Source organism: Polynucleobacter sp. AP-Jannik-300A-C4 (genome assembly GCF_018688335.1).
Classification (GTDB): Bacteria; Pseudomonadota; Gammaproteobacteria; order Burkholderiales; family Burkholderiaceae; genus Polynucleobacter.
The window spans coordinates 843,711-867,736 of sequence record NZ_CP061316.1 but is presented as its reverse complement, the minus strand read 5'-3'; the positions used below and the strand labels follow the sequence as shown (position 1 = coordinate 867,736).

General features: G+C 45.8%; 27 protein-coding genes and 2 tRNA genes. 7 read left to right on the top strand and 22 right to left on the bottom strand.

Annotated elements, in window-relative coordinates; all coding sequences use genetic code 11:
• Positions 1–17: 17 nt before the first annotated feature.
• The 8 genes from rpmI to FD975_RS04510 all read right to left on the bottom strand — a co-directional run bounded on the left by rpmI (position 18) and on the right by FD975_RS04510 (position 8,378).
• A complete protein-coding gene (rpmI, locus tag FD975_RS04545) occupies positions 18–215 on the bottom strand; it encodes a 50S ribosomal protein L35 (RefSeq protein WP_011902674.1) in 198 nt (65 codons plus the stop codon).
• 127 nt (positions 216–342) lie between these two features.
• Positions 343–867 (bottom strand): translation initiation factor IF-3, encoded by a 525-nt coding sequence (infC, locus tag FD975_RS04540; protein WP_215303837.1) that lies wholly within the window; start codon positions 865–867, stop codon positions 343–345.
• Between the two features lie 42 nt (positions 868–909).
• A complete protein-coding gene (thrS, locus tag FD975_RS04535) occupies positions 910–2,832 on the bottom strand; it encodes a threonine--tRNA ligase (RefSeq protein WP_215303464.1) in 1,923 nt (640 codons plus the stop codon).
• Positions 2,833–2,945: 113 nt separating this feature from the next.
• Positions 2,946–3,022 (bottom strand) — tRNA-Val (locus FD975_RS04530).
• Between the two features lie 18 nt (positions 3,023–3,040).
• The gene (locus FD975_RS04525) at positions 3,041–5,077 is read right to left on the bottom strand and encodes a bifunctional (p)ppGpp synthetase/guanosine-3',5'-bis(diphosphate) 3'-pyrophosphohydrolase (protein ID WP_215303462.1); all 2,037 of its coding nucleotides are present in this window, start codon (positions 5,075–5,077) and stop codon (positions 3,041–3,043) included.
• A 15-nt stretch (positions 5,078–5,092) separates the two neighbouring features.
• Positions 5,093–6,913, bottom strand: coding sequence for an alpha/beta fold hydrolase (locus FD975_RS10535; protein ID WP_215303460.1), 1,821 nt, complete (start codon positions 6,911–6,913; stop codon positions 5,093–5,095).
• Between the two features lie 65 nt (positions 6,914–6,978).
• On the bottom strand, positions 6,979–7,629 hold the full coding sequence (locus FD975_RS04515) for a CoA transferase subunit B (RefSeq protein ID WP_215303459.1): 651 nt from the start codon (positions 7,627–7,629) through the stop codon (positions 6,979–6,981).
• 50 nt (positions 7,630–7,679) lie between these two features.
• Positions 7,680–8,378, bottom strand: coding sequence for a CoA transferase subunit A (locus FD975_RS04510; protein ID WP_215303457.1), 699 nt, complete (start codon positions 8,376–8,378; stop codon positions 7,680–7,682).
• 205 nt (positions 8,379–8,583) lie between these two features.
• Here FD975_RS04510 and FD975_RS04505 point away from each other — a divergent pair, with 205 nt between their 5' ends.
• Positions 8,584–10,254: an electron transfer flavoprotein-ubiquinone oxidoreductase gene (locus tag FD975_RS04505; protein WP_215303455.1), complete on the top strand. Its 1,671-nt coding sequence runs from the start codon at positions 8,584–8,586 to the stop codon at positions 10,252–10,254.
• Between the two features lie 15 nt (positions 10,255–10,269).
• On the opposite strand, the gene FD975_RS04500 is transcribed toward FD975_RS04505, so the two are convergent.
• The 4 genes from FD975_RS04500 to FD975_RS04485 form a co-directional block, all read right to left on the bottom strand.
• Positions 10,270–11,427 (bottom strand): MFS transporter, encoded by a 1,158-nt coding sequence (locus tag FD975_RS04500; protein ID WP_215303453.1) that lies wholly within the window; start codon positions 11,425–11,427, stop codon positions 10,270–10,272.
• A gap of 20 nt (positions 11,428–11,447) precedes the next feature.
• The gene (aroC, locus tag FD975_RS04495; protein ID WP_215303451.1) at positions 11,448–12,563 is read right to left on the bottom strand and encodes a chorismate synthase; all 1,116 of its coding nucleotides are present in this window, start codon (positions 12,561–12,563) and stop codon (positions 11,448–11,450) included.
• A gap of 42 nt (positions 12,564–12,605) precedes the next feature.
• Positions 12,606–13,061, bottom strand: coding sequence for a CBS domain-containing protein (locus tag FD975_RS04490; protein ID WP_215303449.1), 456 nt, complete (start codon positions 13,059–13,061; stop codon positions 12,606–12,608).
• A gap of 77 nt (positions 13,062–13,138) precedes the next feature.
• Positions 13,139–13,987 carry a YihY family inner membrane protein gene (locus FD975_RS04485; protein WP_215303447.1) on the bottom strand — a complete coding sequence of 283 codons (849 nt, stop codon included), beginning with the start codon at positions 13,985–13,987 and terminating at the stop codon, positions 13,139–13,141.
• A gap of 30 nt (positions 13,988–14,017) precedes the next feature.
• On the opposite strand from FD975_RS04485, the gene wrbA reads away from it, so the two are divergent.
• From wrbA to FD975_RS04470, 3 genes are all read left to right on the top strand, one after another.
• A complete protein-coding gene (wrbA, locus tag FD975_RS04480; protein ID WP_215303445.1) occupies positions 14,018–14,614 on the top strand; it encodes an NAD(P)H:quinone oxidoreductase in 597 nt (198 codons plus the stop codon).
• A gap of 8 nt (positions 14,615–14,622) precedes the next feature.
• Complete coding sequence (locus FD975_RS04475) at positions 14,623–15,021, top strand: DUF2069 domain-containing protein (protein ID WP_215303443.1); 399 nt, start codon at positions 14,623–14,625, stop codon at positions 15,019–15,021.
• Between the two features lie 112 nt (positions 15,022–15,133).
• On the top strand, positions 15,134–15,319 hold the full coding sequence (locus FD975_RS04470) for a hypothetical protein (RefSeq protein ID WP_162785873.1): 186 nt from the start codon (positions 15,134–15,136) through the stop codon (positions 15,317–15,319).
• Positions 15,320–15,363: 44 nt separating this feature from the next.
• Here the strand turns inward: FD975_RS04470 and FD975_RS04465 are convergent, their stop codons facing one another.
• A complete protein-coding gene (locus FD975_RS04465) occupies positions 15,364–16,542 on the bottom strand; it encodes an MFS transporter (protein WP_215303442.1) in 1,179 nt (392 codons plus the stop codon).
• A gap of 151 nt (positions 16,543–16,693) precedes the next feature.
• Between FD975_RS04465 and FD975_RS04460 the strand changes: the two genes are divergently transcribed.
• Positions 16,694–16,984 (top strand): serine/threonine protein kinase, encoded by a 291-nt coding sequence (locus tag FD975_RS04460; RefSeq protein WP_215303440.1) that lies wholly within the window; start codon positions 16,694–16,696, stop codon positions 16,982–16,984.
• A gap of 27 nt (positions 16,985–17,011) precedes the next feature.
• Positions 17,012–17,785, top strand: a complete 774-nt coding sequence (gene ppk2, locus FD975_RS04455) for a polyphosphate kinase 2 (protein ID WP_371743395.1) — start codon at positions 17,012–17,014, stop codon at positions 17,783–17,785.
• A gap of 5 nt (positions 17,786–17,790) precedes the next feature.
• On the opposite strand, the gene FD975_RS04450 is transcribed toward ppk2, so the two are convergent.
• From FD975_RS04450 to FD975_RS04435, 4 genes are all read right to left on the bottom strand, one after another.
• Positions 17,791–18,687: an alpha/beta fold hydrolase gene (locus tag FD975_RS04450; protein WP_251371421.1), complete on the bottom strand. Its 897-nt coding sequence runs from the start codon at positions 18,685–18,687 to the stop codon at positions 17,791–17,793.
• A 53-nt stretch (positions 18,688–18,740) separates the two neighbouring features.
• A complete protein-coding gene (locus FD975_RS04445; RefSeq protein WP_215304015.1) occupies positions 18,741–19,004 on the bottom strand; it encodes a hypothetical protein in 264 nt (87 codons plus the stop codon).
• Between the two features lie 7 nt (positions 19,005–19,011).
• Complete coding sequence (locus tag FD975_RS04440) at positions 19,012–19,698, bottom strand: DUF3313 domain-containing protein (protein ID WP_215303438.1); 687 nt, start codon at positions 19,696–19,698, stop codon at positions 19,012–19,014.
• A gap of 88 nt (positions 19,699–19,786) precedes the next feature.
• On the bottom strand, positions 19,787–20,164 hold the full coding sequence (locus FD975_RS04435; protein WP_215303436.1) for a hypothetical protein: 378 nt from the start codon (positions 20,162–20,164) through the stop codon (positions 19,787–19,789).
• An 86-nt stretch (positions 20,165–20,250) separates the two neighbouring features.
• On the opposite strand from FD975_RS04435, the gene FD975_RS04430 reads away from it, so the two are divergent.
• The gene (locus FD975_RS04430) at positions 20,251–20,628 is read left to right on the top strand and encodes a carboxymuconolactone decarboxylase family protein (RefSeq protein ID WP_215303434.1); all 378 of its coding nucleotides are present in this window, start codon (positions 20,251–20,253) and stop codon (positions 20,626–20,628) included.
• 1 nt (position 20,629) lies between these two features.
• On the opposite strand, the gene FD975_RS04425 is transcribed toward FD975_RS04430, so the two are convergent.
• The 5 genes from FD975_RS04425 to FD975_RS04405 form a co-directional block, all read right to left on the bottom strand.
• Positions 20,630–21,364 carry an amino acid ABC transporter ATP-binding protein gene (locus FD975_RS04425; RefSeq protein ID WP_215303432.1) on the bottom strand — a complete coding sequence of 245 codons (735 nt, stop codon included), beginning with the start codon at positions 21,362–21,364 and terminating at the stop codon, positions 20,630–20,632.
• 30 nt (positions 21,365–21,394) lie between these two features.
• Complete coding sequence (locus tag FD975_RS04420) at positions 21,395–22,063, bottom strand: amino acid ABC transporter permease (RefSeq protein ID WP_215303431.1); 669 nt, start codon at positions 22,061–22,063, stop codon at positions 21,395–21,397.
• Positions 22,064–22,083: 20 nt separating this feature from the next.
• Entirely contained in the window at positions 22,084–22,872 is a 789-nt protein-coding gene (locus tag FD975_RS04415; RefSeq protein WP_215303429.1) for an amino acid ABC transporter permease, read from the bottom strand.
• Between the two features lie 33 nt (positions 22,873–22,905).
• A complete protein-coding gene (locus tag FD975_RS04410) occupies positions 22,906–23,820 on the bottom strand; it encodes an amino acid ABC transporter substrate-binding protein (RefSeq protein ID WP_371743394.1) in 915 nt (304 codons plus the stop codon).
• 125 nt (positions 23,821–23,945) lie between these two features.
• Positions 23,946–24,022: transfer RNA gene (locus FD975_RS04405), tRNA-Arg, on the bottom strand.
• Between the last annotated feature and the right edge of the window lie 4 nt (positions 24,023–24,026).

Here is a 24,026-nt window from a genome sequence, read left to right as displayed (position 1 = left end):
CCTAATCTAGTCTGAGGTTAAGCGTATGGAAGCATAGAGCGAATTGACTTAACGTCTGCCTTCGCAACTTCTGTGGAACCACGCAAATGACGCTTATTCTTTGTGGTCTTCTTGGTGAGGATGTGGCGTTTGAAAGCCTGACCTCGTTTGATCGTTCCGCCTGCGCGAACCGTAAAGCGCTTTTTAGCGCTACTCTTGCTCTTCATCTTGGGCATAAAGCACCCCTTCAATTACTTGTGCAACATAGGTGGTAACCGACGGTTACGCTTCCTGTACCTAGAAGCACTTCAAACTGCCAGAGTCTTGCGACTCCTCCCTACATAAGAACCAGGTAGAACCTAGTTACTTAGCCTTACGAATGGGGGCCAATACCATCACCATCTGGCGACCTTCCATCTTTGGAAACTGCTCGACTTGGCCATGCTCTTGCAAGTCCAACTTCAGGCGCTCCAACATTCTGACTCCGATTTCTTGGTGGGCCATTTCGCGACCCCGAAACCGCAGCGTAATCTTTGTCTTATCGCCATCTTCCAAAAAGCGGATTAGATTGCGTAGCTTCACACCATAGTCACCATCATCTGTGCCGGGACGGAATTTCACTTCCTTCACCTGAATCACTTTTTGCTTAAGCTTAGCTTCATGCAAACGTTTGGCTTCTTGGTACTTGAATTTGCCGAAGTCCATGATCCGGACTACAGGTGGCACAGCCGTCGGAGCAATTTCGACCAAATCGGTCTCTTTCTCTTCCGCTAAAGCCAAGGCTTCACTCAACTTAACTACACCGATGGGTTCTCCATCCAGTCCAATCAGACGCACTTCAGGAGCAGTAATCTCCCGATTTATGCGCTGCGATTTATCAGTAGCGATCTTCTTAATTCCTTTAAAAAAACAATAAAAACCATTCCACCCCTAGCTAGGCTCGGGTCCGACTTTCTGGGAAATATCCTGCTGGAGTCGGGCAACGAAGGCATCAAGAGGCATTACACCTAAATCCACTCCGCCACGGGCACGAACGGCCACCGAATTACTTTCTGCTTCTTTATCCCCTACAACCAACAAAAATGGGAGCTTCTGTAATGCGTGCTCGCGTATTTTATACGTAATTTTCTCATTCCGCAAATCCGATTCGACTCTAAACCCTTGTTTTTTCAGAGATTGCTGGACTTTTTGTGCATATGCAGCGGAATTGTCAGAGATATTGAGGACTACAGCCTGGGTCGGGGCAAGCCAAACTGGCATGTTTCCGGCGTGGTTTTCGATCAAAATACCGATAAAACGCTCTAAGGAGCCCACAATTGCCCTATGAAGCATCACTGGAGCCTTACGGGTGTTCTCTTCCGTCACGTATTCAGCACCTAAACGAGCAGGCATCGAGAAATCCACCTGAATCGTGCCGCACTGCCAAGTACGCCCAATCGAGTCCTTCAGGTGATATTCGATCTTCGGACCGTAAAAAGCGCCCTCACCTGGTAACTCTTCCCATTCTTGACCTGAAGCAGTCAAGGCGCCACGTAAGGCAGCTTCAGCCTTGTCCCAAATCGCATCGTCACCAACGCGCTTTGCGGGACGCAAGGCCAGCTTGACAGCCACTTCAGTAAAACCAAAATCCTGATAGACCTCACGAACTGCTTTATCAAAAGCAGCAACTTCAGATTGAATCTGATCCTCTGTACAAAAAATATGGCCATCATCCTGTGTAAAGCCACGTACGCGCATCAAACCGTGCAAAGCACCAGATGGTTCATTACGGTGACACTGACCGAACTCGCCGTAACGCAATGGCAACTCACGATAGCTATGCAAACCAGAGTTAAAAATCTGAACATGTCCTGGGCAGTTCATCGGCTTTAATGCATAAGCACGATTCTCTGACTCAGTCGTAAACATATTTTCTTTGTAGTTATCCCAGTGACCAGACTTTTCCCAAAGACCGCGATCGAGTATTTGTGGAGCCTTCACTTCTTGATAACCTTCGCGCTGATAGACGCGACGCATGTACTGCTCAACTTCTTGCCAAATAGACCAGCCCTTTGGATGCCAGAAAATTAAACCAGGCGCTTCAGGCTGAAAGTGGAATAAATCCAAGAACTTACCAAGGCGACGGTGATCGCGCTTCTCAGCCTCTTCAAGCATATGCAAATGGGCATCCTGGTCTTCTTTTTTCAACCAAGCAGTACCGTAAATCCGTTGCAGCATCTCATTCTTGCTATCGCCACGCCAGTAAGCACCGGCAACGCTCAGAAGCTTAAATACTTTGAGCTTACCGGTAGAGGGCACGTGAGGTCCACGACATAAGTCGGTGAACTTTCCTTCGGCATACAAAGATACATCTTCGCCCTGCGGAATGCTCGCAATAATTTCAGCTTTGTAGTTTTCGCCTTGGTCTTTAAAAAACTTCACCGCTTCATCACGAGGCATGACTGTGCGAACTACTGGCTCATCTTTTTTAGCCAGCTCAGCCATTTTCTTTTCAATGGCAGCTAGATCTTCTGGCGTAAATGGGCGATGAAATGAGAAGTCGTAATAAAAACCATTATCGATCACAGGTCCAATAGTGACCTGCGCTTCTGGAAAGAGTTCTTTAACGGCATAGGCCAACAAGTGTGCTGTGGAGTGACGCACAATCTCGAGCGCTTCTGGATTTTTATCAGTGATGATGGCTAACTGGCTATCTTTATCGATAACAAAACTGGCATCAACCATCTTGCCGTCAACAATGCCACCGAGAGCAGCCTTGGCAAGACCACTACCAATACTTTGGGCAACATCAAGCACGCGCACGGGAGCATCAAACTCACGTTTAGATCCATCTGGCAGAGTAACTACAAGCATGACCGCTCCATCTTATTAAGATTCAGCCAATTGACTGATTTACTGCACAACATCCACCAAAAAGAAAGCGCGGGAGCTTTTCGGCAACCGCGCACTTTTGGGTCTTTATTCGTTGGTAGGCTCGATTGGACTCGAACCAACGACCCCCACCATGTCAAGGTGGTGCTCTAACCAGCTGAGCTACGAGCCTATATAGCCATAGAGTTTATCACCGGCGGCGTACTTGGGTCACCCCTTTGACTTCCTCAAGACCATTTTGAACCAAGCGCAAGGCTTCTGAGTCCTTAATTTCCACAGTCAACAGGATTTGAGCAAGGCCTCGTTTAGCTGATTTACGCAAATCAATCACATGAACACCCTGCCTTGTCAGAATTTCAAACAACTCGCGCATGAGTTCAGGACGATCAAGACCAGTAATAGCCAGATCCGCTGGGAATACGCGTTTTGGATCACTTGTTGTCAGAGTTTCTGGGGTCGACTCATTCCAGGCAGTCTGAATAACCCGCTCAGGCGCCCGCTCCAATAAGCCTCTAAAAGTTTTACAGGATCTTCTATGAATCGATACACCACGACCTTGAGTCACAAATCCAGCAATAGCATCTGGAGGCACCGGTCTGCAGCAACGCGCCAACTGAGTTAGTAATGAATCTACCCCGACAACTAACACATCACCTGCCTGACCCTGTCTACGGGTACTTTGCTTCAGAATAATTTCTGGCGCTGGTGCAGTCACCTTGGTGTCTGGCTTCTGCTCCGTTTTGATATCGCTAGACTTTGCACCAGCCTCTTCATCATCCAAGGCATTAAACCAAGTGCGCACACGAGTACGAGCACGCTGTGAGCGCAAGTAGTTGCGATTAGGGCTTATCCAATCACGCGAGGGGCCACCATGCTTTACAGCAATGATTTCAATAGTCTGACCATTTTGTAGCGGCGTATCTAATGGCACCATAGCTCCATCAACTCGAGCACCACGACAGCGGTGCCCCAGATCAGTGTGCACTGCGTATGCAAAGTCGATTGGTGAAGAACCCTTCTCCAAGGAAATGACTTTGCCCAGAGGTGTGAGAACGTAAATATGATCATCAATTTCATGATGCTTTAATTGATCCCAAGCATCTTCTTTCCAAGAGATGAGCTGCCTTGCCCAAGCAATTTGGCGTTCATAAGCAACCGCTGCACTATGTGTGCCAGTTTGATGGCTGGGGTTTAGTGTGTTCGGAGTATTGGAGGCAGGTTTATTTTTTGATGGTGTTGCAGCACCAACATAAGCACCCTCCTTATAACGCCAGTGCGCAGCCAATCCATACTCAGCCTGTTGATGCATTTCATTGGTACGCACCTGAATCTCAAATGCGGTGCCATGTTCATCCATCACTACAGTATGCAAAGATTGGTAGCCATTGGGTTTGGGTCTCGCAATATAGTCATCGAATTCACGTGGCACTGGCTGCCAGACGTTGTGCACTATTCCTAAAATGGCGTAGCAAGATTTAACATCCTCCACTAGAACCCTAAATGCTCTGACGTCATAAAGATTGGCAAAGTCGAGTGACTTGCCCTGCATCTTTTTCCAAATACTGTAGATGTGTTTTGGGCGACCTTGAACCTCACCCTGAATATGAGCGACAGTTAATTCTTCCTGAAGCTTTTTGACAATTTGCTCAATAAAAGATTCACGCTCAATCCGCTTGCCATCGAGCATCTTGGCAATATCTCGATAGGTCTTTGGAGACAGAACTCGAAACGCCAAGTCCTCCATCTCCCATTTCATTTGCCAGATACCGAGGCGATTTGCGAGCGATGCATCAATATTAAGAATCTCTTGCGCCCAGGCTTTTGGCATCTCCATTTTTTCATGGGTAATCCATCGCAAGGTTTGCAAGCGTGAGGCAAGATAAATAAGGACCACACGTAAGTCGTCACCAAAAGCGAGCAACATCTTTCTCAGCATTTCTTCCTGCCCAGAGATGCTGAGACCACCATCATTACGAACGAGCTTAGCTTGAGCCTGCCTTAGACCACGATAACCAATCAACAGTTTGGCTGACTCATCGCCAATCAGTTTAGTGAGTGATTCTTTGCCGTGAGTCCGCGCGATATTACTTGCAGCAGTTAATGTAGCCTCGTCTAGATGAAGCAATTTCAGAATACTCAGAACACCGGCAGCATGACTTTCAGAGGGCTCTCCATACCAGCCATCTATGATTTTGATGCTCTCAGATACATTGCCAGCATTTGACATGGAAGACCGAAATCCTTAACTAAAGAATTCTTTTGCTAAAGCAACTTGTTCTGACTTCACAAAGGCAGGCGCATGTCCCACCCCTGGAATTTCAATACTCCGAATGTAGGGGTTGACCTTACACATCTCGGCCACTGTTTTAGCAGAGAGTAAATCCGATTCACCGCCACGAACGATCAGCATCGGGATATGAATTTGCTTGAAGGCATGCCACATTGCCATCTCACCTGCCTTAGCCATAATCGGATTAACAGATGCAAACGGTACAGAAATATCAGGGTCATAGTGCATCACCCAAAGGCCATCTTTTTGTACAAGCATCGGGCCGTTATAAATCTCCCACTCTTCTGGTGTATGGCTACCAAACGATGCACAGATCTCATTTAGACGCTGCAGCGCATCTGCGCGATTGGCAAAGCTAAAAGCTTGCCCAACGTAAGAGCCTAAACGTTTAATGGCCTCAGGCTCAATCCGAGGACCCACATCGTTAATTAACATACGACGTATTGGATTTTTAGGCATTGAGGCATAGACCATGCCAATGAGGCCGCCCATCGAAGTTCCAAACCAGTCGACTTGTGCAACTCCAAGATGCTGAATCAAGCTCGCCATATCTGCGACGTATTGAGGAACGGCATAGAGCATTGGGTTCTTCAATCGATCAGAATCGCCTCGTCCCACTACATCAGGGCAGACGACGTAGTAATCATTGCTCATCGCCTGCGCAAGGGTTTTGAAATCACTACCCCTACGAGTTAGGCCATGAACACAAACCAAAACCTTTGGGTTGTTGGGATTGCCCCAGGCGTGATACGCCATGCGATGCGGTCCGTCGGGACTAGTGCAAGTGACAAAGAAAGTATCTCCATGATGAATCACATTGGGTTTTTTAATCTCATCATTCAATTGCTCGTCATGGGTATGCTCATCCACCATACCCGCAATCTCAGGCTGTAGAGTGACGTGATCAATCCCATGCTTATTCAATAGCATCTCGTTGATGCGTGCCATGATTTCTGGCCACTCACTCATCTGCTCGATTTCAATATGGCCAATCAGTGCTGGAAAACTTGGTGTCATTTCCCAAACGTGTAAATCGTGCACTGCCAATACACCGGGAACATTTTTAAGATCGTTGCCCACTTGCAGGTAATCAATATGTAAAGGCACACCCTCCATCAAGAAGTGATATGACTCACGCAAAATGGAAATAGTAGATTTCAAAATCAGCAACGAAACTAAAATGGAGAGAATTGCATCGATTGGCATCCAACCCGTCAGCTGGATAACAATACCCGCAATCAATGCGGCTACAGAGCCCAACAAGTCACCCATGACATGAACCAAAGCAGCACGTGTATTAACACTTTTCTTGTCACGCGAAAGTACCCATGCCACAACGATATTCATCAGCAGGCCGATTGCGGCTACGACTGTGACTGTCAATCCATCCACTTGGTGCGGATCATAAAATCGGCTCACTGCTTCCACCATAATCCAAGCGACTAAAGCCAACATCGCAAGACTATTTACAAATGCAGCAAGGGCTTCTGCTCGACCAAATCCAAATGAATGTTTTGGTGATGGTGGGCGACGGGAAATAATTTGGGCTAGTAAGGCTAGGCCTAGCGCAGCTGCATCCGTCACCATGTGACCTGCATCTGAAATTAAGGCCAATGAATTTGCGAAATACGCTGCAGCACCTTCAACACCAGAAAAACCTAATGTCAGAACTAGGGCAATGAGGAGAAGGTTTTGATTGGAGACCTGCTTGGCATGAGCATGTTTAGCATCACCCTGCTTATGTGCATGAAGAGAATGATCTGCAGCACTCATAGAAGACTCTTTAGAAATAGAAATGGGGTCATTGACCCCATTATTTCACTATCCAGTAGAAAAGGTTAGAAACCCGTTGTATCTACAGGGGCACCCGTTTTGGACACTACCTCTTCCTTGGTGACGCCTGGAGCCAACTCTACCAACTTCAAACCCTTTGGAGTGATATCAAGCACGCACAGATCGGTGATGATGCGGCTAATAACACCCACACCAGTCAATGGCAAAGTGCACTTAGGCAGAATCTTGATTTCTTCTGTGCCGTCTTTCTTCTTAGCAACGTGCTCCATCAGAACAACCACATGCTTAACGCCAGCAACCAAATCCATGGCGCCGCCCATGCCCTTCACCATCTTGCCAGGAATCATCCAGTTAGCTAAGTCGCCATGCTCGCTCACCTGCATTGCACCCAAAATCGCAATGTTGATCTTTCCACCACGAATCATTCCAAATGAATCTGCAGAAGAAAAAATGGAAGAGCCAGGCAAAGTCGTAATAGTTTGCTTGCCCGCATTAATTAAATCTGCATCAATAGTTGCTTCCGTTGGAAATGGGCCAATACCCAATAATCCATTCTCAGACTGGAGCCACACTTCCATTCCTTCAGGAACATGGTTAGCCACCAGGGTTGGCATACCAATACCCAAATTGACGTAGTAACCATCCTTTAACTCTTTAGCAGCACGTGCTGCCATTTCATCTCTATTCCAAGGCATATCAATCTTCCTAAATATTCTGTACTGTTTTTATATTGCTGCGATGAGTATTAAGCTGCAGATAAAGTGCGTTGCTCAATACGCTTCTCGGGCGTAGTGTTCAGCACCAAGCGATGCACGTAGATGCCTGGCGTATGAATCTGATCTGGATCCAACTCCCCGTTCTCCACGATCTCTTCCACCTCAGCAACCGTAATCTTGCCGGCCATTGCCACTACTGGATTGAAGTTACGTGCGGTGTAGCGATAAATCAAGTTGCCTGACTTATCAGCCTTCCATGCTTTGACAAGAGAAATATCAGAAACAATTGCGCGCTCCATGATGTATTTCTCGCCATCGAATTCTTTTTCTTCTTTACCTTCAGCGACTAGAGTACCCACACCAGTTTTGGTATAGAAAGCAGGGATACCACAACCACCTGCACGCAGCTTTTCTGCCAAAGTACCTTGCGGAGTAAATTCCAGCTCGAGCTCACCAGCTAAAAACTGACGCTCGAACTCTTTGTTTTCACCCACATAGGATGCAACCATCCTCTTTACTTGCCTTGAGTTCAATAGCAAACCCAAGCCAAAGCCATCCACACCAGCATTATTAGCAATTGCCGTCAGATTTTGCGCGCCAAGATCCTTTACCGCTTGAATTAAAGCCTCAGGGATGCCGCAAAGACCAAAACCGCCAACAGCGAGCTTCTGACCATCCTTCAAGATATCCCGCAAGGCATCTACTGCTGATGGGTAAGTTTTATTCATACATTCGTCCTAATATTGCCAAAAAGGTAAAAAAGTAATCATAACGCTTTGGGAATCCAAGCTCGAAGCCAGTTGGCACCTAGCTGGGTTTTACCGCTTGGAACTAAACTAAAAGGGTTCAAGGAAGCCATAAAAATGGTGGAATTGCTAAAAATTGCTGAAAATGTACTCAGTAGCCTATTTTTAAGAGATGTCGGAGAGTGAAATGAACGCCCAGGAATTGCTCGAACAGTTCGGACCTAGAGAATCGATGGACTATGACCTAGTCATCGTGGGAGGTGGCCCAGCTGGTTTATCTGCAGCCATTAAAGCCAAACAATTAGCCAATGAAGCTGGCAAAGAGATTAGCGTTTGTATTTTGGAAAAAGGCTCAGAAATCGGCGCTCATATTTTGTCGGGCGCCGTTATGGATCCCAGAGCCCTCACAGAACTTTTCCCTAGCTGGAAGGAAATGGGTGCGCCACTGGATGCTGAAGTGACTCAAGACCAGTTTTTATTCTTAACAAAAGAAAGTTCGTTCCAAGTTCCAAACTGGATGCTACCCCACTGCTTTAAAAATGAAGGTAACTACATTGTTAGCTTAGCCAATGTCACTCGTTGGCTTGGTCAACAAGCGGAAAATCTCGGTGTAGAAATTTTTCCCGGATTTCCTGCTGCAGAAATTCTCTATAACGAGCAAGGTGCAGTTTGTGGTGTCATTACAGGCGCAATGGGTTTAGATAAAGAAGGTAATCCTACTGATCAATTTCAACTCGGTATGGAATTGCGTGCCAAGTACACCCTCTTCGCCGAAGGTTCACGCGGACATCTAGGCAAGCAAGTGATTAGCAAGTTTGCATTAGATAAAGATGCTGACCCACAAAGCTACGGCATCGGCATTAAGGAGTTATGGGAAGTTGAGCCCTCCAAGAGCAAGCCTGGCCTAGTGGTTCATACAGCTGGGTGGCCACTGGAGAGCGATACTTATGGCGGTTCATTCTTGTATCACTTGGGTGATAACAAGGTCGCAGTAGGTCTGGTGGTAGGTCTCTCCTATAAGAATCCTTACCTCTCTCCTTTTGAAGAATTCCAGCGCTATAAATTACATCCTAAGATTCGCGAGACCTTTGAAGGCGGTAAGCGCTTGGCCTATGGCGCACGTGCACTAACGGCTGGCGGATTAAATAGCCTGCCTAAAACTGTATTCCCAGGTGGTGCATTAATTGGTTGTGATGCAGGATTCTTAAATGCATCACGCATTAAAGGAAGCCATGCTGCCATTAAGACCGGCATGCTGGCTGCTGAAGCCGCAGTTGCAGCGCTTAATGAGAATCGCTCTGCTGATGTCTTGTCTGCATATCCAAGCGCCTTCAAAAATAGTTGGTTACATACCGAGCTAAATCAAGCGCGCAACTTTAAGCCGTGGATGTCCAAAGGACTTTACCTTGGAACTCTGATGGTTGGTCTAGAGCAAAAGCTGTTGGGCGGCAATATGCCTTGGACAATTCATTTAAAACATGCAGACCATGAGTGCCTTGAACCAGCAGCGCAGCATCAACCGATCCAATATCCAAAGCCCGATGGCAAGATTACTTTTGATCGCCTCTCCTCAGTATTTATTTCCAATACCAATCATGCTGAGAACCAACCTATTCACCTCACATTAAAAGATGCGTCGGTGCCTGTCAGCTTGAATCTCAAAACTTATGCAGGTCCCGAGCAACGTTACTGCCCTGCCGGCGTATATGAGTATGTAGAAAAAGATGGGCAGCCACAGTTACAAATCAATTCGCAAAACTGCGTGCATTGCAAAACCTGTGACATCAAAGATCCAAGTCAAAATATTATTTGGATTACCCCCGAAGGTGGTGGTGGCCCGAACTACGGATCAATGTAAAGAATGTTGATTGATTTATCTAGCTGGGTAGTGGCGTGGACGCATTTTCCCAATCGCCATACCTGCTAATCCACAGGCTAATGCGGCCATCACAAACACATTGCGTGGCTGAGTTGCTTCCCAGAGCCAGCCCGCAACTAAACCGCCTAGCGTCCCACCCAAGCCATAAGACACTGTTGCCATCAAAGCCTGCCCTCTAGCTTGCAGCGAGCCAGTAAACCAACGCTGCAGTAACTTGGTCGCAGCACTATGGTGAGCACCAAAAGTAGCTGCATGCATCAACTGAGCCAATATCAGCACCCAAGTGAATGGGAAAAAGGCAATCAAAATAAATCGAAACACACCAATACCAAAAGCAAGCTGTAAAACAACTTCGGCATCCAGACGACTGAGTACTTTGCTCTGGAAATAAAAGAAGATCACCTCAGCAGCAACGCCTAGAGCCCAAAATAAGCCGATCTCGAATTTATCGTAACCCAGGTCTGCTAGGTAGAGTGAATAGAACACATACAAAGCAGCATGCGCAAAGATCATAAAGAATCCCGATAACAAGAACCAACGCACATCAGGATTAAACAAAACAACTAAGAGTTCGCCTTTCACCATCTTGCGACGTTCCATCTTGAGCTCATGCAAGCGGAATGTAACTAATGCCAAGAAGATCAACACTACCGCGCCCACAATCGGATAGAGCTCAATACCTTCACGCTGAAATAACTCACCAGCAATTAAGACCATCGCAATAAAGCCAATTGACCCCCATAAGCGTAAGCGGCCATAACGCTTATCAAAGGAATTATCTTTAAATAAAGCATGTACTGTGGCCGACTCTCCTAATGGCATCAAGCTGCTTAGGATGGTGTGCAATACAAACATCCAAATGAAGAATGCGATATAGCTTTGCAGAAAAAAGATGCACAAGAAAGTGACTGCTGCTAAGCAAGCGCAGAATCGAATAATGCCAATGCGATCGGATAGATAGTCAGACAGCCATCCCCAGGAGAATGGCCCAACTATTCGTGTAACTTGTAGCATGGACATTAAGACTGCAATCTCAATAACACTAAAACCACGGTCAAGGAAAAAGAGGCTGGCGTAGGGAGAAACTAAGCCAACATACGCGAAATATAAAAAGAAAAAGGACCCGAAGGCCCAACGCACTGAAGGTGTCATTATCTTTTTCTTAAACGGATTTAGTCGCTTACTGAACCAGGTCGGGCAGCCGGCACCGGCGGTACTGCATGTTGCACATCGCCGCACTGAGCACGATGGCGTAGAGCATGATCAATCAATACCAAAGCTAACATTGCTTCAGCAATCGGCGTTGCACGAATACCTACACAAGGATCATGACGACCTTTGGTTTGCACGGTAATCGGCTTGCCATCTAGGTCAACTGATTCTTTTGGACTCAAGATGCTAGAAGTCGGTTTAATTGCAATCGAGACTCGTAAATCTTGGCCAGTACTAATGCCACCCAAAGTACCGCCAGAATTATTGCTTGCAAATCCATCTGGATGGAGTTCATCGCCATGCTCGCTACCGCGTTGCGCTACTGATCCAAAGCCAGCACCAATCTCAACACCTTTGACTGCATTAATACCCATCATGGCATGCGCGATGTCGGCATCCAACTTATCAAATAAAGGCTCACCTAAACCAATTGGCACATTACGCGCCCGCACTTCAATCTTGGCGCCACAGGAATCCCCTGCTTTGCGCAATGCATCCATATACGCTTCTAACTGGGGAACAATATCGGCGTTTGCAGCAAAGAAAGGATTACTCTCAATGAGTGCTGCATCTTGAAACGGAATTTCAATTTCACCAAGCTGACTCATGAAGCCATAAAACTCAGTGCCATACTGTTCTTTGAGCCACTTCTTAGCAATAGCTGCTGCAGCAACAACAGGCGCAGTCAATCTCGCGGAGGATCGTCCACCACCACGAGGATCGCGCAAGCCATATTTATAGTGATAAGCGTAATCAGCATGACCAGGTCTAAATGTCTGCAGGATATTTCCATAGTCTTGGCTGCGCTGATCCGTATTACGTATCAATAAACCAATTGGGGTCCCAGTGGTTTTGCCCTCGTAGACACCCGATAGAATTTCAACCCTATCCGCCTCTTGACGCTGTGTGACATGACGCGAGGTTCCCGGTTTTCGACGATCTAAATCAATTTGCAAGTCTGCTTCACACAGAGACATTCCTGGAGGGCAGCCATCAACAACGGCGCCAATTGCGGGACCATGGGATTCACCAAAGGTGGTGACTGTAAAGAGGAGGCCTAAAGTATTTCCTGACATATCGACATTATGTCATCTGTCAGGACTATCGGGCTAGGTCACTTAAGGGGATGCCTTTTCGGACTCTTCTGGCCAGTCGCGGATATATGCCTTCAGCATGGTGTTTTCGAAGTCTTGAGCTTCAACGACGGATTTAGCCACGTCATAGAAAGAAATCACACCCATCAGCATCTTTTGATCTATCACCGGCAAGTAGCGGGCATGCTCCACCAACATCATACGACGCACTTCATCAATCTCAGTTTCCATATTGCATGTCAGTGGTTTGGAATTCATAACGCTTTGTACCAACAGATTATCCAATTTGCCATGATGCTTAGCCAAGGCAGCAATCACCTCACGGAATGTCAGGATGCCGACAAGCTTGTCGTATTCCATGACCACCAAGGAGCCGATATCGTGGTCACTCATTACCAAGACCGCTGTTTGCAAAGTAGTCTCTGGAGCTACCGTAAATAGAGTGCTACCTTTTACGCGCAATATGTCACAAACCTTCATTTGGTCTCCAGCAATAAGTTCTTATATGAACAATATATTCTCAAGCCCAAAGGGAATCAAGGGTCAATTGAGGTATTTCAGTAACGAATAACCCTAAGCAGCCCGCTCCGAATGCTGGGGAGGTTGGCAACTAAGACTGCTCCAGCCAAGGTAATCCACCAAGTCAGATAAATCCAAATGAGCGCCAAGGGGAAAATAGCAAAGGCACCATAGACCGTTTTGTAAAAGGCCACATTAGTTAAAAAGAGGCCGAATCCAAACTTCATTAATTCGAAGGTAAGAGCGGCAAAAAAGGCACCGCTAAACGCATCGCACCACTGAATTTGTGTATATGGCAGAACTTTATAGGCCACGGAGAATACAGACATTGCTAAAAGCACCGGAACCACGGTTGCGAATAAGCTCAAGCCAAAACTTAGGGCTTCCGTCCACCCTTCTGCCGCACTAAATAGCAGGCCACTCAAATAAGTCCCGATACCCAGCAGAATGGGGCCCATTATTGTGGCCGCTGAATAGACTGCGACCTTTTTCACAATGGGTCGCCGCTCCGAGACACGAAAAATTTGATTAAAAGCATTTTCAATCACTGCCATTGTCATCATCGTCGTAATCACGAGACCAATCAAACCAAGCAAGGTCAGACCCTTGGCCTGAGCCGAAAATTGATTCAAGTAGTTAAAGACTTGTTGATTTAATCCGCCAGGCATATAGGTATCGAGCAGCCAAGCCTGAACGGCATATTTGATCCGCACTACGCTGGGAAGATAGCCAATCAGAATAGAAGCCACCGTCAGCATTGGGACCAAGGACAGCGTAGTTGTGAAAGCCAAACTAGCCGCCACTTGCTTCAGATTTTGTCCGCGATTACGCTCCCAGATCTCTTTTCCAAGAGAGAGCCATAATTGAGGATTACGAATGAGGCGCATCGCCCATATCATAAGAGATAAGAGAAAAATATGAGCCAATCAGACATATTAGTTTTGTACTACTCACGCTATGGCGCAACCCGCAACCTTGCACGGCTTATTGCCGAGGGGATCGAAAGCGTTCCAGGTGCTAACGCTCGATTACGCACCGTGCCAGCCATCTCCACTGTTTGTGAATCTACCGAGGCGGCAGTTCCATCTGATGGCGCTCCTTATGTTGAGTATGCAGACTTAAAAGAATGTATTGGCCTAGCTCTGGGATCACCCACTCGCTTTGGCAATATGGCGGCTCCCATGAAATATTTTTGGGATGGCAGCTCGTCAGAATGGATGAATGGTGCACTCATTGGTAAGCCAGCTTGTGTTTTCACCAGCACGGGCAGTCTGCATGGTGGGCAAGAAAGCACTCTTCTCACCATGATGATTCCCCTCCTTCACCACGGCATGATGATCATGGGTATTCCGTACAGTGAGCCCGACCTCATGAGCACCTCGACTGGTGGCAGCCCTTACGGACTCACCCACCTCGCACATGCTGATGGCCGAGCTCCAATCAGCGCTGAAGAGCAACGCTTAGCTATTGCTCAAGGCAAGCGCTTAGCACTCACAGCACTCAAACTCATTTAAGGCAATTCATGCTCAAAAGCTGGCTATCCAAAAACCCGTATCAACTGATTGCTACAGCAGCTTTTGTTGACCTGTTTATTCTATGCATTGCTTGGGAATGGTTTATTTCCCCGCTGAGACCTGGTGGCTCATGGCTCATTCTCAAAGCCATTCCCCTCTTATTTGCCATTCCAGGACTCTGGAAAGGTAATGTTTACACCATGCAATGGGCTTCCATGCTGATCTTGCTCTACATCACCGAGGGACTGGTCCGCATTCTGGAAACAGGGGCTAATTTCTGGATGGCTGCACTGGAAACCACCCTAGGTACCGTCGCCTTTGTTTGCCTGCTGATCTACCTCAAACCCATTAAAGCCCGGGCTAAAGCGGCAAAAAAGGAGCGCGCTGCAGCAGAAATACAGGGTTAAAGGGTCAAAAAAGGGCTTATTTAGCAAAATTTACTCATTTCTTAAAAATATTACAAATTCCTGTCATCCCAGTCACTTTTTCATGCGTTGTATGCCCATGGAGGTGACAAATATGTCAACAAGACTCAAACGTTGGGCCCGCGCAATTCAACAAATCGACCTGTCCAAAAGGACTCCCGAAGTCGCCGTTGGCTATCTCGATAGCAAGTACCGCGATATCGCCTGGCGCTATATCCGTATTTTGGGCTTTGAGCGCACCATTAGCTTTATGGCCAGTAATAACTTCCACCCGGAATAACTGACCACAGCCCCTAGCTTTTCCAATCACCCCAGATGATGTCTTTATCTGGGGTTTTGTGTTTCTGGGACTCTGAAAACCCAAAATGCGAGCATCAAAAAGGCTATGCAAGCACAGGAACCGGAGAATAGAAATGCGTAACTGGGATTGAAGGATTCATAAAGCAAGCCAAATATTAATGAGGCTGGCAGTAACATCAAACCCGATACTAAATTAAACCAACCAAAGGCAGTTCCCGCCATGCCCCTAGGAGCAAGGTCTGCCACTAGCGCCTTCTCTACCCCCTCAGTAGCTGCCTTAAACAATCCATAGACAGCAAATAGCCCGCAAAGCATCCAGAGCGTGATACCAGAAAAACTCATTGAAATATAAAAAAATGCAAAGGCAGCCCATGCGATCAAAATAAAGTTCTTGCGGCTAAATCGATCTGAGAGAGCCGATAGCGGCGTTCCAAAAATAGTTGTGATTAAAGAAATAGCAGCCCATAAGAGAGGAATCTGCTCTTGAGGAACCCCAAGCTCTCTGGCCCTCAGCAACAAAAACATGTCCGATGAATTTGCTAAGGCAAAAATACCAGCCACCAAAATATAGCGCTTAAATTGTGGTGGAAGACCTTCGAGAGACCATGAAAAAGGTTTGACAGTCACTTTTTCGCGAACAGGCTCTTTAAGGCAAAGTGCCAGAACTACGGCGATGACTCCAGGGACAACCGCCCATAAGAAGATATCCCTCAATGGGACTTGTATCCATAATAAGTAAGCTGCAATTAGGGGTCCAAAGACTGCACCTGCATTATCCATCGACCGATGTAATCCAAAGGTAATGCCTCGCTGATTGGGCTCAACACTCTCGGCCAATAATGCATCCCGTGGGGAACTTCTCAAGCCCTTGCCAAGACGATCAGTAAATCGAATACACAAGACCCATGCCCAAGAACTTGCCATCGCAATTAAAGGTCGGCCAATTCCCGCTAGGAAATAGCCGATCACAATCCAGGGCTTAGTCTTTTTGGTGCGATCCACAATCACACCAGAAACTAATTTAAAGATACTTGAAGTAGCCTCTGCAATCCCCTCAATCAGACCTAGCGCCCTAGGCCCCACCATCAATACAGTGGCGAGATAGAGCGGCATCAAGGGATACAGCATTTCACTTGCGGCATCATTGACAAAACTAATCAGACCGATGAGCCACACAGTTCGAGGAAGGGAAAATAAAGTCATAAACATGCAAATCCAATGTAGCATCAAATTAAATTTAGATGAGACTGTCACAATCGCTTGAATCTATGTTCAATAGAACGTAGGATCAAGAGGTAGGCGTCAGCCAATTACACAGATTAAATAACAAGCACCCTATTTAAAGGAATACGTCATGAGTCAGAAAAAATTAGTGAAGCAATTATTGAAAAAACTAGACAAGCTCGAGGCTGACAGAGAGAAATTAATTGATAAGCTTGCTAAAGCTCTAGATAAGTTAGAGAAAAAGACTCCAGCTAAAAAAGTACCCGCAAAGAAAGCGGTTGCGAAAAAAGCTCCAGCTAAAAAAGTTACCGCTAAGAAGGCGCCAGCCAAGAAAGCCGTGGCTAAGAAGGCTCCTGCAAAGAAGGCTGCTACAAAAAGAGCTCCAGCTAAAAAAGTTGTTTCAGAGACACCCGCTCAATAATCATTCAGCATTTCCTAAGGACTGCCCGTGAGTAAGTCACTGATTTCTGAAGATACTTACGAGGCAGACTTACGGCTTCTGCAAATTGAATTAGTCAAACTTCAGCGTCATAACATTCAAAAAGGCAAACGTCTCTTAGTTATTTTTGAAGGACGTGATGCTGCAGGAAAAGATGGCAGCATTAAAAGTGTTACTGAAAATTTAAGCCCAAGAGATACCAAGGTTGTGGCTCTAGCTGCCCCCTCTTCCCTTGAAGAGCATGAATGGTACTTTCAGAGATATGTTGCGCAACTCCCATCATCTGGTGAAACCGTCCTCTTTAATCGAAGTTGGTATAACCGCGCCGGCGTAGAAAAAGTGATGGGCTTTTGCACTGATGACCAATACAAACTATTCATGGCAACTGTAAATGATTTTGAATCTCTACTTGTAAGATCCGAAATTCAAATCATTAAGTACTACCTAGATATCTCCAAAGAAGAGCAAGAAAAAAGGCTTAAAGATCGCAAAAAAGATCCGCTGAAGCAGTGGAAGATCAGCCCTATCGATCAGAAAGCTCAAAAGATGTGGGACGCTTACTCTGAAGCTAGAGACGAAATGCTCAAGAAAACTAATTCATCAGATGCGCCGTGGACCGTCATCTGTGCAAATGACAAAAAGCTTGCACATCTGAATTTGATTGCTGATTTATTGTCCCGAATTAATTATCCGGATAAAGACAAGAAGATCTTAAAAATTAATCCCAAGATTGTTTTAAGCTGGCCAGTCACTTCTAAAAACTTGCCCAAACTAGCCAAATAGATTACTCAAGCAAAGAATTGCTCTGCCTCAGCAAGCAGCTCCTGCGGCAACTCCTCGGGAATGTAGTGGCCACAAGGAACCCCTCTTCCAGAAACATCTGCAGCAACCCTCTTCCAGTCTTCAATTGGTGAAAAGCACTTAGCTATTAGACCGCGATCTCCCCATAAGACCCGCAACGGCATTGGTAATTTCTTACCAGCATCTCTATCAGCTCGATCATGTATTAAATCAATTGAAGCAGACGCACGATAGTCCTCGCACATGGCATGCAAAGATGCCGGGTTACTTGCACCCTCTAGATACTCGGACCACGGTTGTGAGTCAAAAATTCCAATACCAGCATGCCTCCCCATATGGTTTTTAATCCAAAACTCGGGGTTAGCGCCAATCAGCGTCTCAGGAATAGGATGGGCTTGGATTAAGAAAAACCAATGCCAATAGCCTCGAGCAAATTCCATCGTAGTGTTCTCGTACATTGCGAGTGTTGGAGAAATATCGAGCACCATCAGGCGCTCGATACTCTCAGGGAAATCCATTGCTAGACGATGCGATACACGCCCACCACGATCATGACCCAGTACAGAGAACGTTTTATGCCCAAGGGCTTGCATCACGGCATGCTGATCAGTAGCCAAGGATCTTTTTGAGTAGGTTGAATGATCTGGAGTCCCAGCTGGTTTTGATGAGGCGCCATAACCGCGAAGATCCGTCACGACCACAGAAAAACGCTTTGCCAACTGAGGTGCAATATGACGCCAAATTGCTTTAGTTTGAGGAAATCCATGTAACAGTAGCAACGCAGGACCGGAGCCAGCAGTCTGGCAAGCAATATCAATCGGGCCATCTGCCGAAGGGACTGTAATGATGGAATCCTTAAAACCTTCAATTACGTAAGTCATCATCTACTCCAATAAAAAAGAGCCTCATCTGAGGCCCTTTCATTCTATCAATCTAATTACCTAGCGGCCATTGCCTCAATCTGAGCAACCGTAACATAGCCTTTATTCTGCTCATCAATTCTACTGAAATGATCGTAGACTCGAGGCATACACCCCTTAGCCTCATTAAGAGTAAGTTTGCCATCTCGGTTGAGATCGCATTGAGCAAAACGTTCTTGAATCTCTTTATTGCGTGATGCGTCATCAGCGTACACAGGAGTTGCAATGAAAATGAATACTGCCGCGCCGATGAGGCCAAGATTAGAAATGAGAGCTCGCATCAGAAATTTATTTAGCCGCAGTAGCTCTTGGATCGGCAGAAGTTTCCATAGCTACCTTCACTACCTTTTTGGCCATAGCGACAAATGATTCAATGGAACCTCCGCCAGTTCGGAAAGACTCTCCCTGAATTGTTACCAAGCCTTCACCAATCACATCTTTGGTTTGGCTATCAGTAATCTTGCTCTCCACTAGCATCGCTGGAGTTTTAGAGTTCACGCCACCGGCATAAGCAGCCGCATTCATGGCCAAGCCAATCGGCGTGAAATTCCACGGCTGCAAACTATCAGCTGAACTTTCTGCCCCAGTAATGCCAACAGAAATACGCGCTACACCTGGACCAGGCTGATTTACGATCTTGATATTTCCGCGACTATTCACTGCGCTGACCATTGAATCCTGCAATGCGATCTGCGCCTGATTAATCACCTCTGGAGAAATTTCTTTAGTAGCATTCTGATTTAAATAAATGGGGTCCAAAATTACTGCAGTGTATGCGCCAGGATTTACACCCGCCTTGCGATATCTCCAAATACGGGTATCGGCTTCAGACGTAGCCATTGGCACCAAGACAGAATAATTTGGCAAGAAGCCAGACTTTGGCATTGGCTGACTTGCCAACTTAGGAGTGTTACTACATGCTGCCAATAAAGTGGCTGCAGAAATTGCTACAACTAAAGCACCTAATTTGTTCATTTTTGGATCCGATGCGTGATTTGATGTGGATTAGCTCTTAGGCTAGTTGAACTGATCATACGCCTCATTCAAGACTGTGACCCACACCCTAGGGTGCTGGGCAAGGCATAAGGCTGCCGGACTTTTGATGGAGTTGCGGCTTGCACTCAACTGGTGCAGTAGCGGCCTTTGGTGCTGAAGTGGGTCTTGATGTAGAAGTTGATGATGGGCTTGTAGTTGCTTTAGATGTCTGAACCTCTGAACCCTGATTCACTTTTGGGGTAACTGTATTTAAAGCTGGAATCGATTTATAAAATTGCTTATCGCTACCAGGGCAAGGCATTAAGGCACCAGTCTTGGCGTTCATGACGGGTTTACATTCTGGGTCGGCCTGCAATCTTGCTTCGAGCTTGTCAACAGTGCATGCACCGAGCATAAAAACAGCAAAAGATAAGATGGTGATAGAAAACAGGCGAGAGATGTTCATACGAACTATTCTAGGCTAAACAGCGAAACATAAATAGTGGCAATATATGGAATCTATTAAATATACCCTCAACACAGGAGACGAATGTGAATAAAGAATCATTTGAAAAAGGACTTAAGACTCGCCGCGAAGTACTGGGTGCGGAGTATGTAGATAACTCCATCAAGAATGCCGATGCATTCAATATGCCGATGCAGGAGTTGGTGACCGAATATTGTTGGAATGAAATTTGGAATCGACCTGGCTTAGACCGCAGAACCAGAAGCATCATTAATCTGTCGATGATCACTGCCTTGAATCGTCCGCATGAGCTCAAGCTTCACGTCAGGGGTGCAATTAATAATGGTCTGAGCAAAGAAGATATTCAGGAAATATTTTTGCAAGCTGCGATTTACTGCGGCGTACCAGCTGCAATTGATAGCTTTAGATGTGCCAAAGAAGTTTTTGCTGAAATGGGTATTTAGATCAGTGATCTAAAATTTTTGAGAGGAATTCTTTGGCTCTTGGCGATCTTGACTCAGGACTACCAAAGAACTCATCCTTGGTACAGTCTTCTATAATTCTTCCTTGGTCCATGAAGATGACACGGTGACTTACCTTACGCGCGAAGCCCATCTCATGTGTTACGCAGCACATCGTCATCCCTTCATTAGCAAGCTTTACCATGACATCTAACACCTCACCCACCATCTCTGGGTCTAAGGCAGAGGTTGGCTCATCAAATAGCATCACGATCGGATCCATACTCAAGGCTCGCGCAATCGCTACACGTTGTTGCTGACCTCCAGACAACTGTCCAGGAAACTTATCCTTTTGCGCCATTAGCCCAACACGCTCTAAATACTTTAGACCATGAGTCTTAGCCTCATCTACTGATCTACCTAAAACCTTCATTTGAGCAAGAGTCAGATTTTCAGTAACACTGAGGTGTGGAAAAAGCTCAAAGTGTTGAAATACCATACCCACGCGTGAGCGTAGTTTTGCTAAGTTTGTTTTAGGGTCATGCAGAGCAATTCCATCAACCGTAATTTCACCAGCCTGAAAAGGTTCAAGAGCGTTAATTGTTTTAATCAGAGTAGATTTACCAGAGCCAGAAGGCCCGCAAATCACAACAACCTCGCCCTTTTTTATCGATGTCGAGCACTCAGTTAGCACCTGAAATGAGCCATACCATTTGGAAACATTTTTAAGCTGAATCATGATGATCTATTTAATTTGCACTGGGTGAAATTAGCGAATAATAGCTACTCTAGCCTGGATCTTACGAACCAGCTTAGAAAGCGAGAAACAAATTACAAAGTAAGTTACTGCAGCCAAGATATAGGTTTCAATTGGACGACCATAATTTTTGCCAGCAATCTCAAATCCTTTGAGCAGATCATATGCGCCAATTGCATAGACAAGCGAGGTGTCCTGAAATAAAACAATCGTCTGAGTCATGAATACTGGAATCATGTTCCTAAAAGCCTGGGGCAAGACTACCAGGCGCATGTTCTGACCGTAGGTCATCCCCAATGCCTCGCCAGCATAGACTTGGCCTTTTGGCACCGACTGAATGCCAGCCCGTACAATTTCTGAAAAAAAGGCTGCCTCAAATGCGATAAAGGTAATTGTGGCTGAAAGATCTGCACCAATCGGCCTGCCAATCAACATTGGGATCAGCAAGAAAAACCACAGGATGACCATCACCAAGGGGATAGATCGCATTGTATTTACGTAGAAGGAAGCGGGATATACCAAAGCAGGCCTGCCTGACAAACGCATTAAGGCCAAGAACGTACCAAATAGAATTCCGCCTAATGTTGCAATAACAGTCAACTGAATACTGAATAACAAACCCTTAAGAATATAGTTGGTAAATAATTCCCAATTATAAAAACTCAGATCTAAGCTCAGCATATGAATAACCTAATTAAACTCTAGTGAGCCAAGCTTGCATCATTGGAAACGATAAAACCCGGAATACGACTACGCTTTTCAATCAAAGTCATCACTCGATTTACCGCAAATGCTGATAGGGCATACAACAAGGTGACTGCCAAATAAATTTCAACGCCCTTGGATGTTTCTTCCTGAGCTTGCATCGCAAATAGGGTCAACTCCGGCACAGAAACCGCAAAAGCAACTGAAGAATTTTTAATTAAATTCATACTCTCTGATGTCAACGGTGGAATTACGATCCGTAAGGCCATTGGCAAGATAACGTAACGATAACTTTGTGCAGTTGTTAAACCTAATACAGTTGCAGCATTAGCCTGCCCACTTGGTAAAGACTGAATGCCAGCCCTAACCTGCTCTGCTATGCGAGCTGATGTAAAGAATCCAAGTGCAATACTCACCAGCCAATAGGATGGCAAAGACTTTAAAGGTAAGACAAAGGCTGGGATGACGTGATACCAAAGAAAGACCTGAACTAAGATTGGTATATTTCTAAATAACTCAACCCAGGCAGTGGAAATACGAATAAGCCATCTATTAAGAGAGGTAGTAGTTGGCAAAGTACGCAGAGTACCCATAACCACCCCTAGAATTAAAGCAATCGTCAAGCCAAGACCTGCAACAGCCAAGGTCCAAGCCCAAGCTTTCATGAGCCAGTCTAAGTAGCTTGGGTCGCTGTTTTGAGCCAAACCGAAAAGGGCGGAAAAGCAGTGATCCACCACCTCCCCATCCAAGGTGTTCCTACAAAAAACACCTAAATCTAAAGACATATTCTTGACTCGTACCCAATGAATAGCTGTCGTTTACTTCTTGTTGTAATCTTCAGCAGGCTTGTCGTTGAGATTGGCCCAAGCATTTTTGGTGGCTGGCGACAATTCAAGACCCACAACAATATTCTTTGGTGGAATTGGACCTAGAAACCATTTATTCCACAGTTTAGGCATAGCGCCATTAGCAACAATCTTGGCAATTGCAGCATTCACGGCAGCCTTAAACTCCGGATCATTCTTAGGAACCATAATCGCAATAGGCTCAGTTGAGAGCACCTCACCAACAATCTTGTAATCCTTTGGATTTTTAGAGTTAGCAATGTTGCCAGCCAAAATTGAACCATCCATCACGAATGCATCAGCGCGACCAGATTCCAAGAGTAGAAAGCTGTCAGCATGGTCTTTACCAAATACCTCATCAAAATTAACGCCATTGGCTTTTTCATGCTTTCGTAGCAACTGTACTGAGGTAGTACCAGTAGTCGTCGCAAGCTTCTTACCCGCCAATTGAGAGATAGAATTAATACCAGAATTTGCCTTGACCGCAATTCGAACCTCTTCAACGTATAGGGTATTGGCAAAACCAACATCCTTTGCTCGTGCAGTGTTGTTTGTTGTTGTGCCACACTCAATATCTACCGTACCGTTTTGAACCAGGGGTACACGATTCTGTGATGTAACGGGTTGATAATTGATGCGTAAGGTACTCAAACCCAACTTATCTTTAATATCAGCCAAAATCATGCGACAAATCTCGACGTGGTAGCCATCAAAGCGACTATCGCCGGTGGTATATGACATAGGAATGGACGATTCACGCACACCCATGGTTACCGCACCAGTAGATTTAATTTTATCCATCGTCTGGCTTGCGGCATAAGCATTTACAGCGCCAAAGAACAATGTCGAAACGATTAAACAATTAGCGCTTAGTTTTTTGCTTTTCACGAATATCTCCCATTATCAATAAACATATAAATTTCAGTACCAGTATATTCACAGATATCAAAATGAATAGTGCAAATATCCCCGAAAAGGGCAAAAAAGAAAAGGAGGGTAAGAATTATAAGGAGTGGCCTGCCCAGCACGATTCGAACGTGCGACCTACGCCTTAGAAGGGCGTTGCTCTATCCAGCTGAGCTATAGGCAGTGTG

What these genes read in the sequence shown, in the direction of transcription:
- rpmI (WP_011902674.1), bottom strand. Translation starts at nt 215, where the DNA reads ATGCCCAAGATGAAGAGCAAGAGTAGCGCTAAAAAGCGCTTTACGGTT.
- thrS (WP_215303464.1), bottom strand. Translation starts at nt 2,832, where the DNA reads ATGCTTGTAGTTACTCTGCCAGATGGATCTAAACGTGAGTTTGATGCT.
- FD975_RS04525 (WP_215303462.1), bottom strand. Translation starts at nt 5,077, where the DNA reads ATGTCAAATGCTGGCAATGTATCTGAGAGCATCAAAATCATAGATGGC.
- FD975_RS10535 (WP_215303460.1), bottom strand. Translation starts at nt 6,913, where the DNA reads ATGAGTGCTGCAGATCATTCTCTTCATGCACATAAGCAGGGTGATGCT.
- FD975_RS04515 (WP_215303459.1), bottom strand. Translation starts at nt 7,629, where the DNA reads ATGCCTTGGAATAGAGATGAAATGGCAGCACGTGCTGCTAAAGAGTTA.
- FD975_RS04510 (WP_215303457.1), bottom strand. Translation starts at nt 8,378, where the DNA reads ATGAATAAAACTTACCCATCAGCAGTAGATGCCTTGCGGGATATCTTG.
- FD975_RS04505 (WP_215303455.1), top strand. Translation starts at nt 8,584, where the DNA reads ATGAACGCCCAGGAATTGCTCGAACAGTTCGGACCTAGAGAATCGATG.
- FD975_RS04500 (WP_215303453.1), bottom strand. Translation starts at nt 11,427, where the DNA reads ATGACACCTTCAGTGCGTTGGGCCTTCGGGTCCTTTTTCTTTTTATAT.
- aroC (WP_215303451.1), bottom strand. Translation starts at nt 12,563, where the DNA reads ATGTCAGGAAATACTTTAGGCCTCCTCTTTACAGTCACCACCTTTGGT.
- FD975_RS04490 (WP_215303449.1), bottom strand. Translation starts at nt 13,061, where the DNA reads ATGAAGGTTTGTGACATATTGCGCGTAAAAGGTAGCACTCTATTTACG.
- FD975_RS04485 (WP_215303447.1), bottom strand. Translation starts at nt 13,987, where the DNA reads ATGCGCCTCATTCGTAATCCTCAATTATGGCTCTCTCTTGGAAAAGAG.
- wrbA (WP_215303445.1), top strand. Translation starts at nt 14,018, where the DNA reads ATGAGCCAATCAGACATATTAGTTTTGTACTACTCACGCTATGGCGCA.
- FD975_RS04475 (WP_215303443.1), top strand. Translation starts at nt 14,623, where the DNA reads ATGCTCAAAAGCTGGCTATCCAAAAACCCGTATCAACTGATTGCTACA.
- FD975_RS04470 (WP_162785873.1), top strand. Translation starts at nt 15,134, where the DNA reads ATGTCAACAAGACTCAAACGTTGGGCCCGCGCAATTCAACAAATCGAC.
- FD975_RS04465 (WP_215303442.1), bottom strand. Translation starts at nt 16,542, where the DNA reads ATGACTTTATTTTCCCTTCCTCGAACTGTGTGGCTCATCGGTCTGATT.
- FD975_RS04460 (WP_215303440.1), top strand. Translation starts at nt 16,694, where the DNA reads ATGAGTCAGAAAAAATTAGTGAAGCAATTATTGAAAAAACTAGACAAG.
- FD975_RS04450 (WP_251371421.1), bottom strand. Translation starts at nt 18,687, where the DNA reads ATGATGACTTACGTAATTGAAGGTTTTAAGGATTCCATCATTACAGTC.
- FD975_RS04445 (WP_215304015.1), bottom strand. Translation starts at nt 19,004, where the DNA reads ATGCGAGCTCTCATTTCTAATCTTGGCCTCATCGGCGCGGCAGTATTC.
- FD975_RS04440 (WP_215303438.1), bottom strand. Translation starts at nt 19,698, where the DNA reads ATGAACAAATTAGGTGCTTTAGTTGTAGCAATTTCTGCAGCCACTTTA.
- FD975_RS04435 (WP_215303436.1), bottom strand. Translation starts at nt 20,164, where the DNA reads ATGAACATCTCTCGCCTGTTTTCTATCACCATCTTATCTTTTGCTGTT.
- FD975_RS04425 (WP_215303432.1), bottom strand. Translation starts at nt 21,364, where the DNA reads ATGATTCAGCTTAAAAATGTTTCCAAATGGTATGGCTCATTTCAGGTG.
- FD975_RS04420 (WP_215303431.1), bottom strand. Translation starts at nt 22,063, where the DNA reads ATGCTGAGCTTAGATCTGAGTTTTTATAATTGGGAATTATTTACCAAC.
- FD975_RS04415 (WP_215303429.1), bottom strand. Translation starts at nt 22,872, where the DNA reads ATGTCTTTAGATTTAGGTGTTTTTTGTAGGAACACCTTGGATGGGGAG.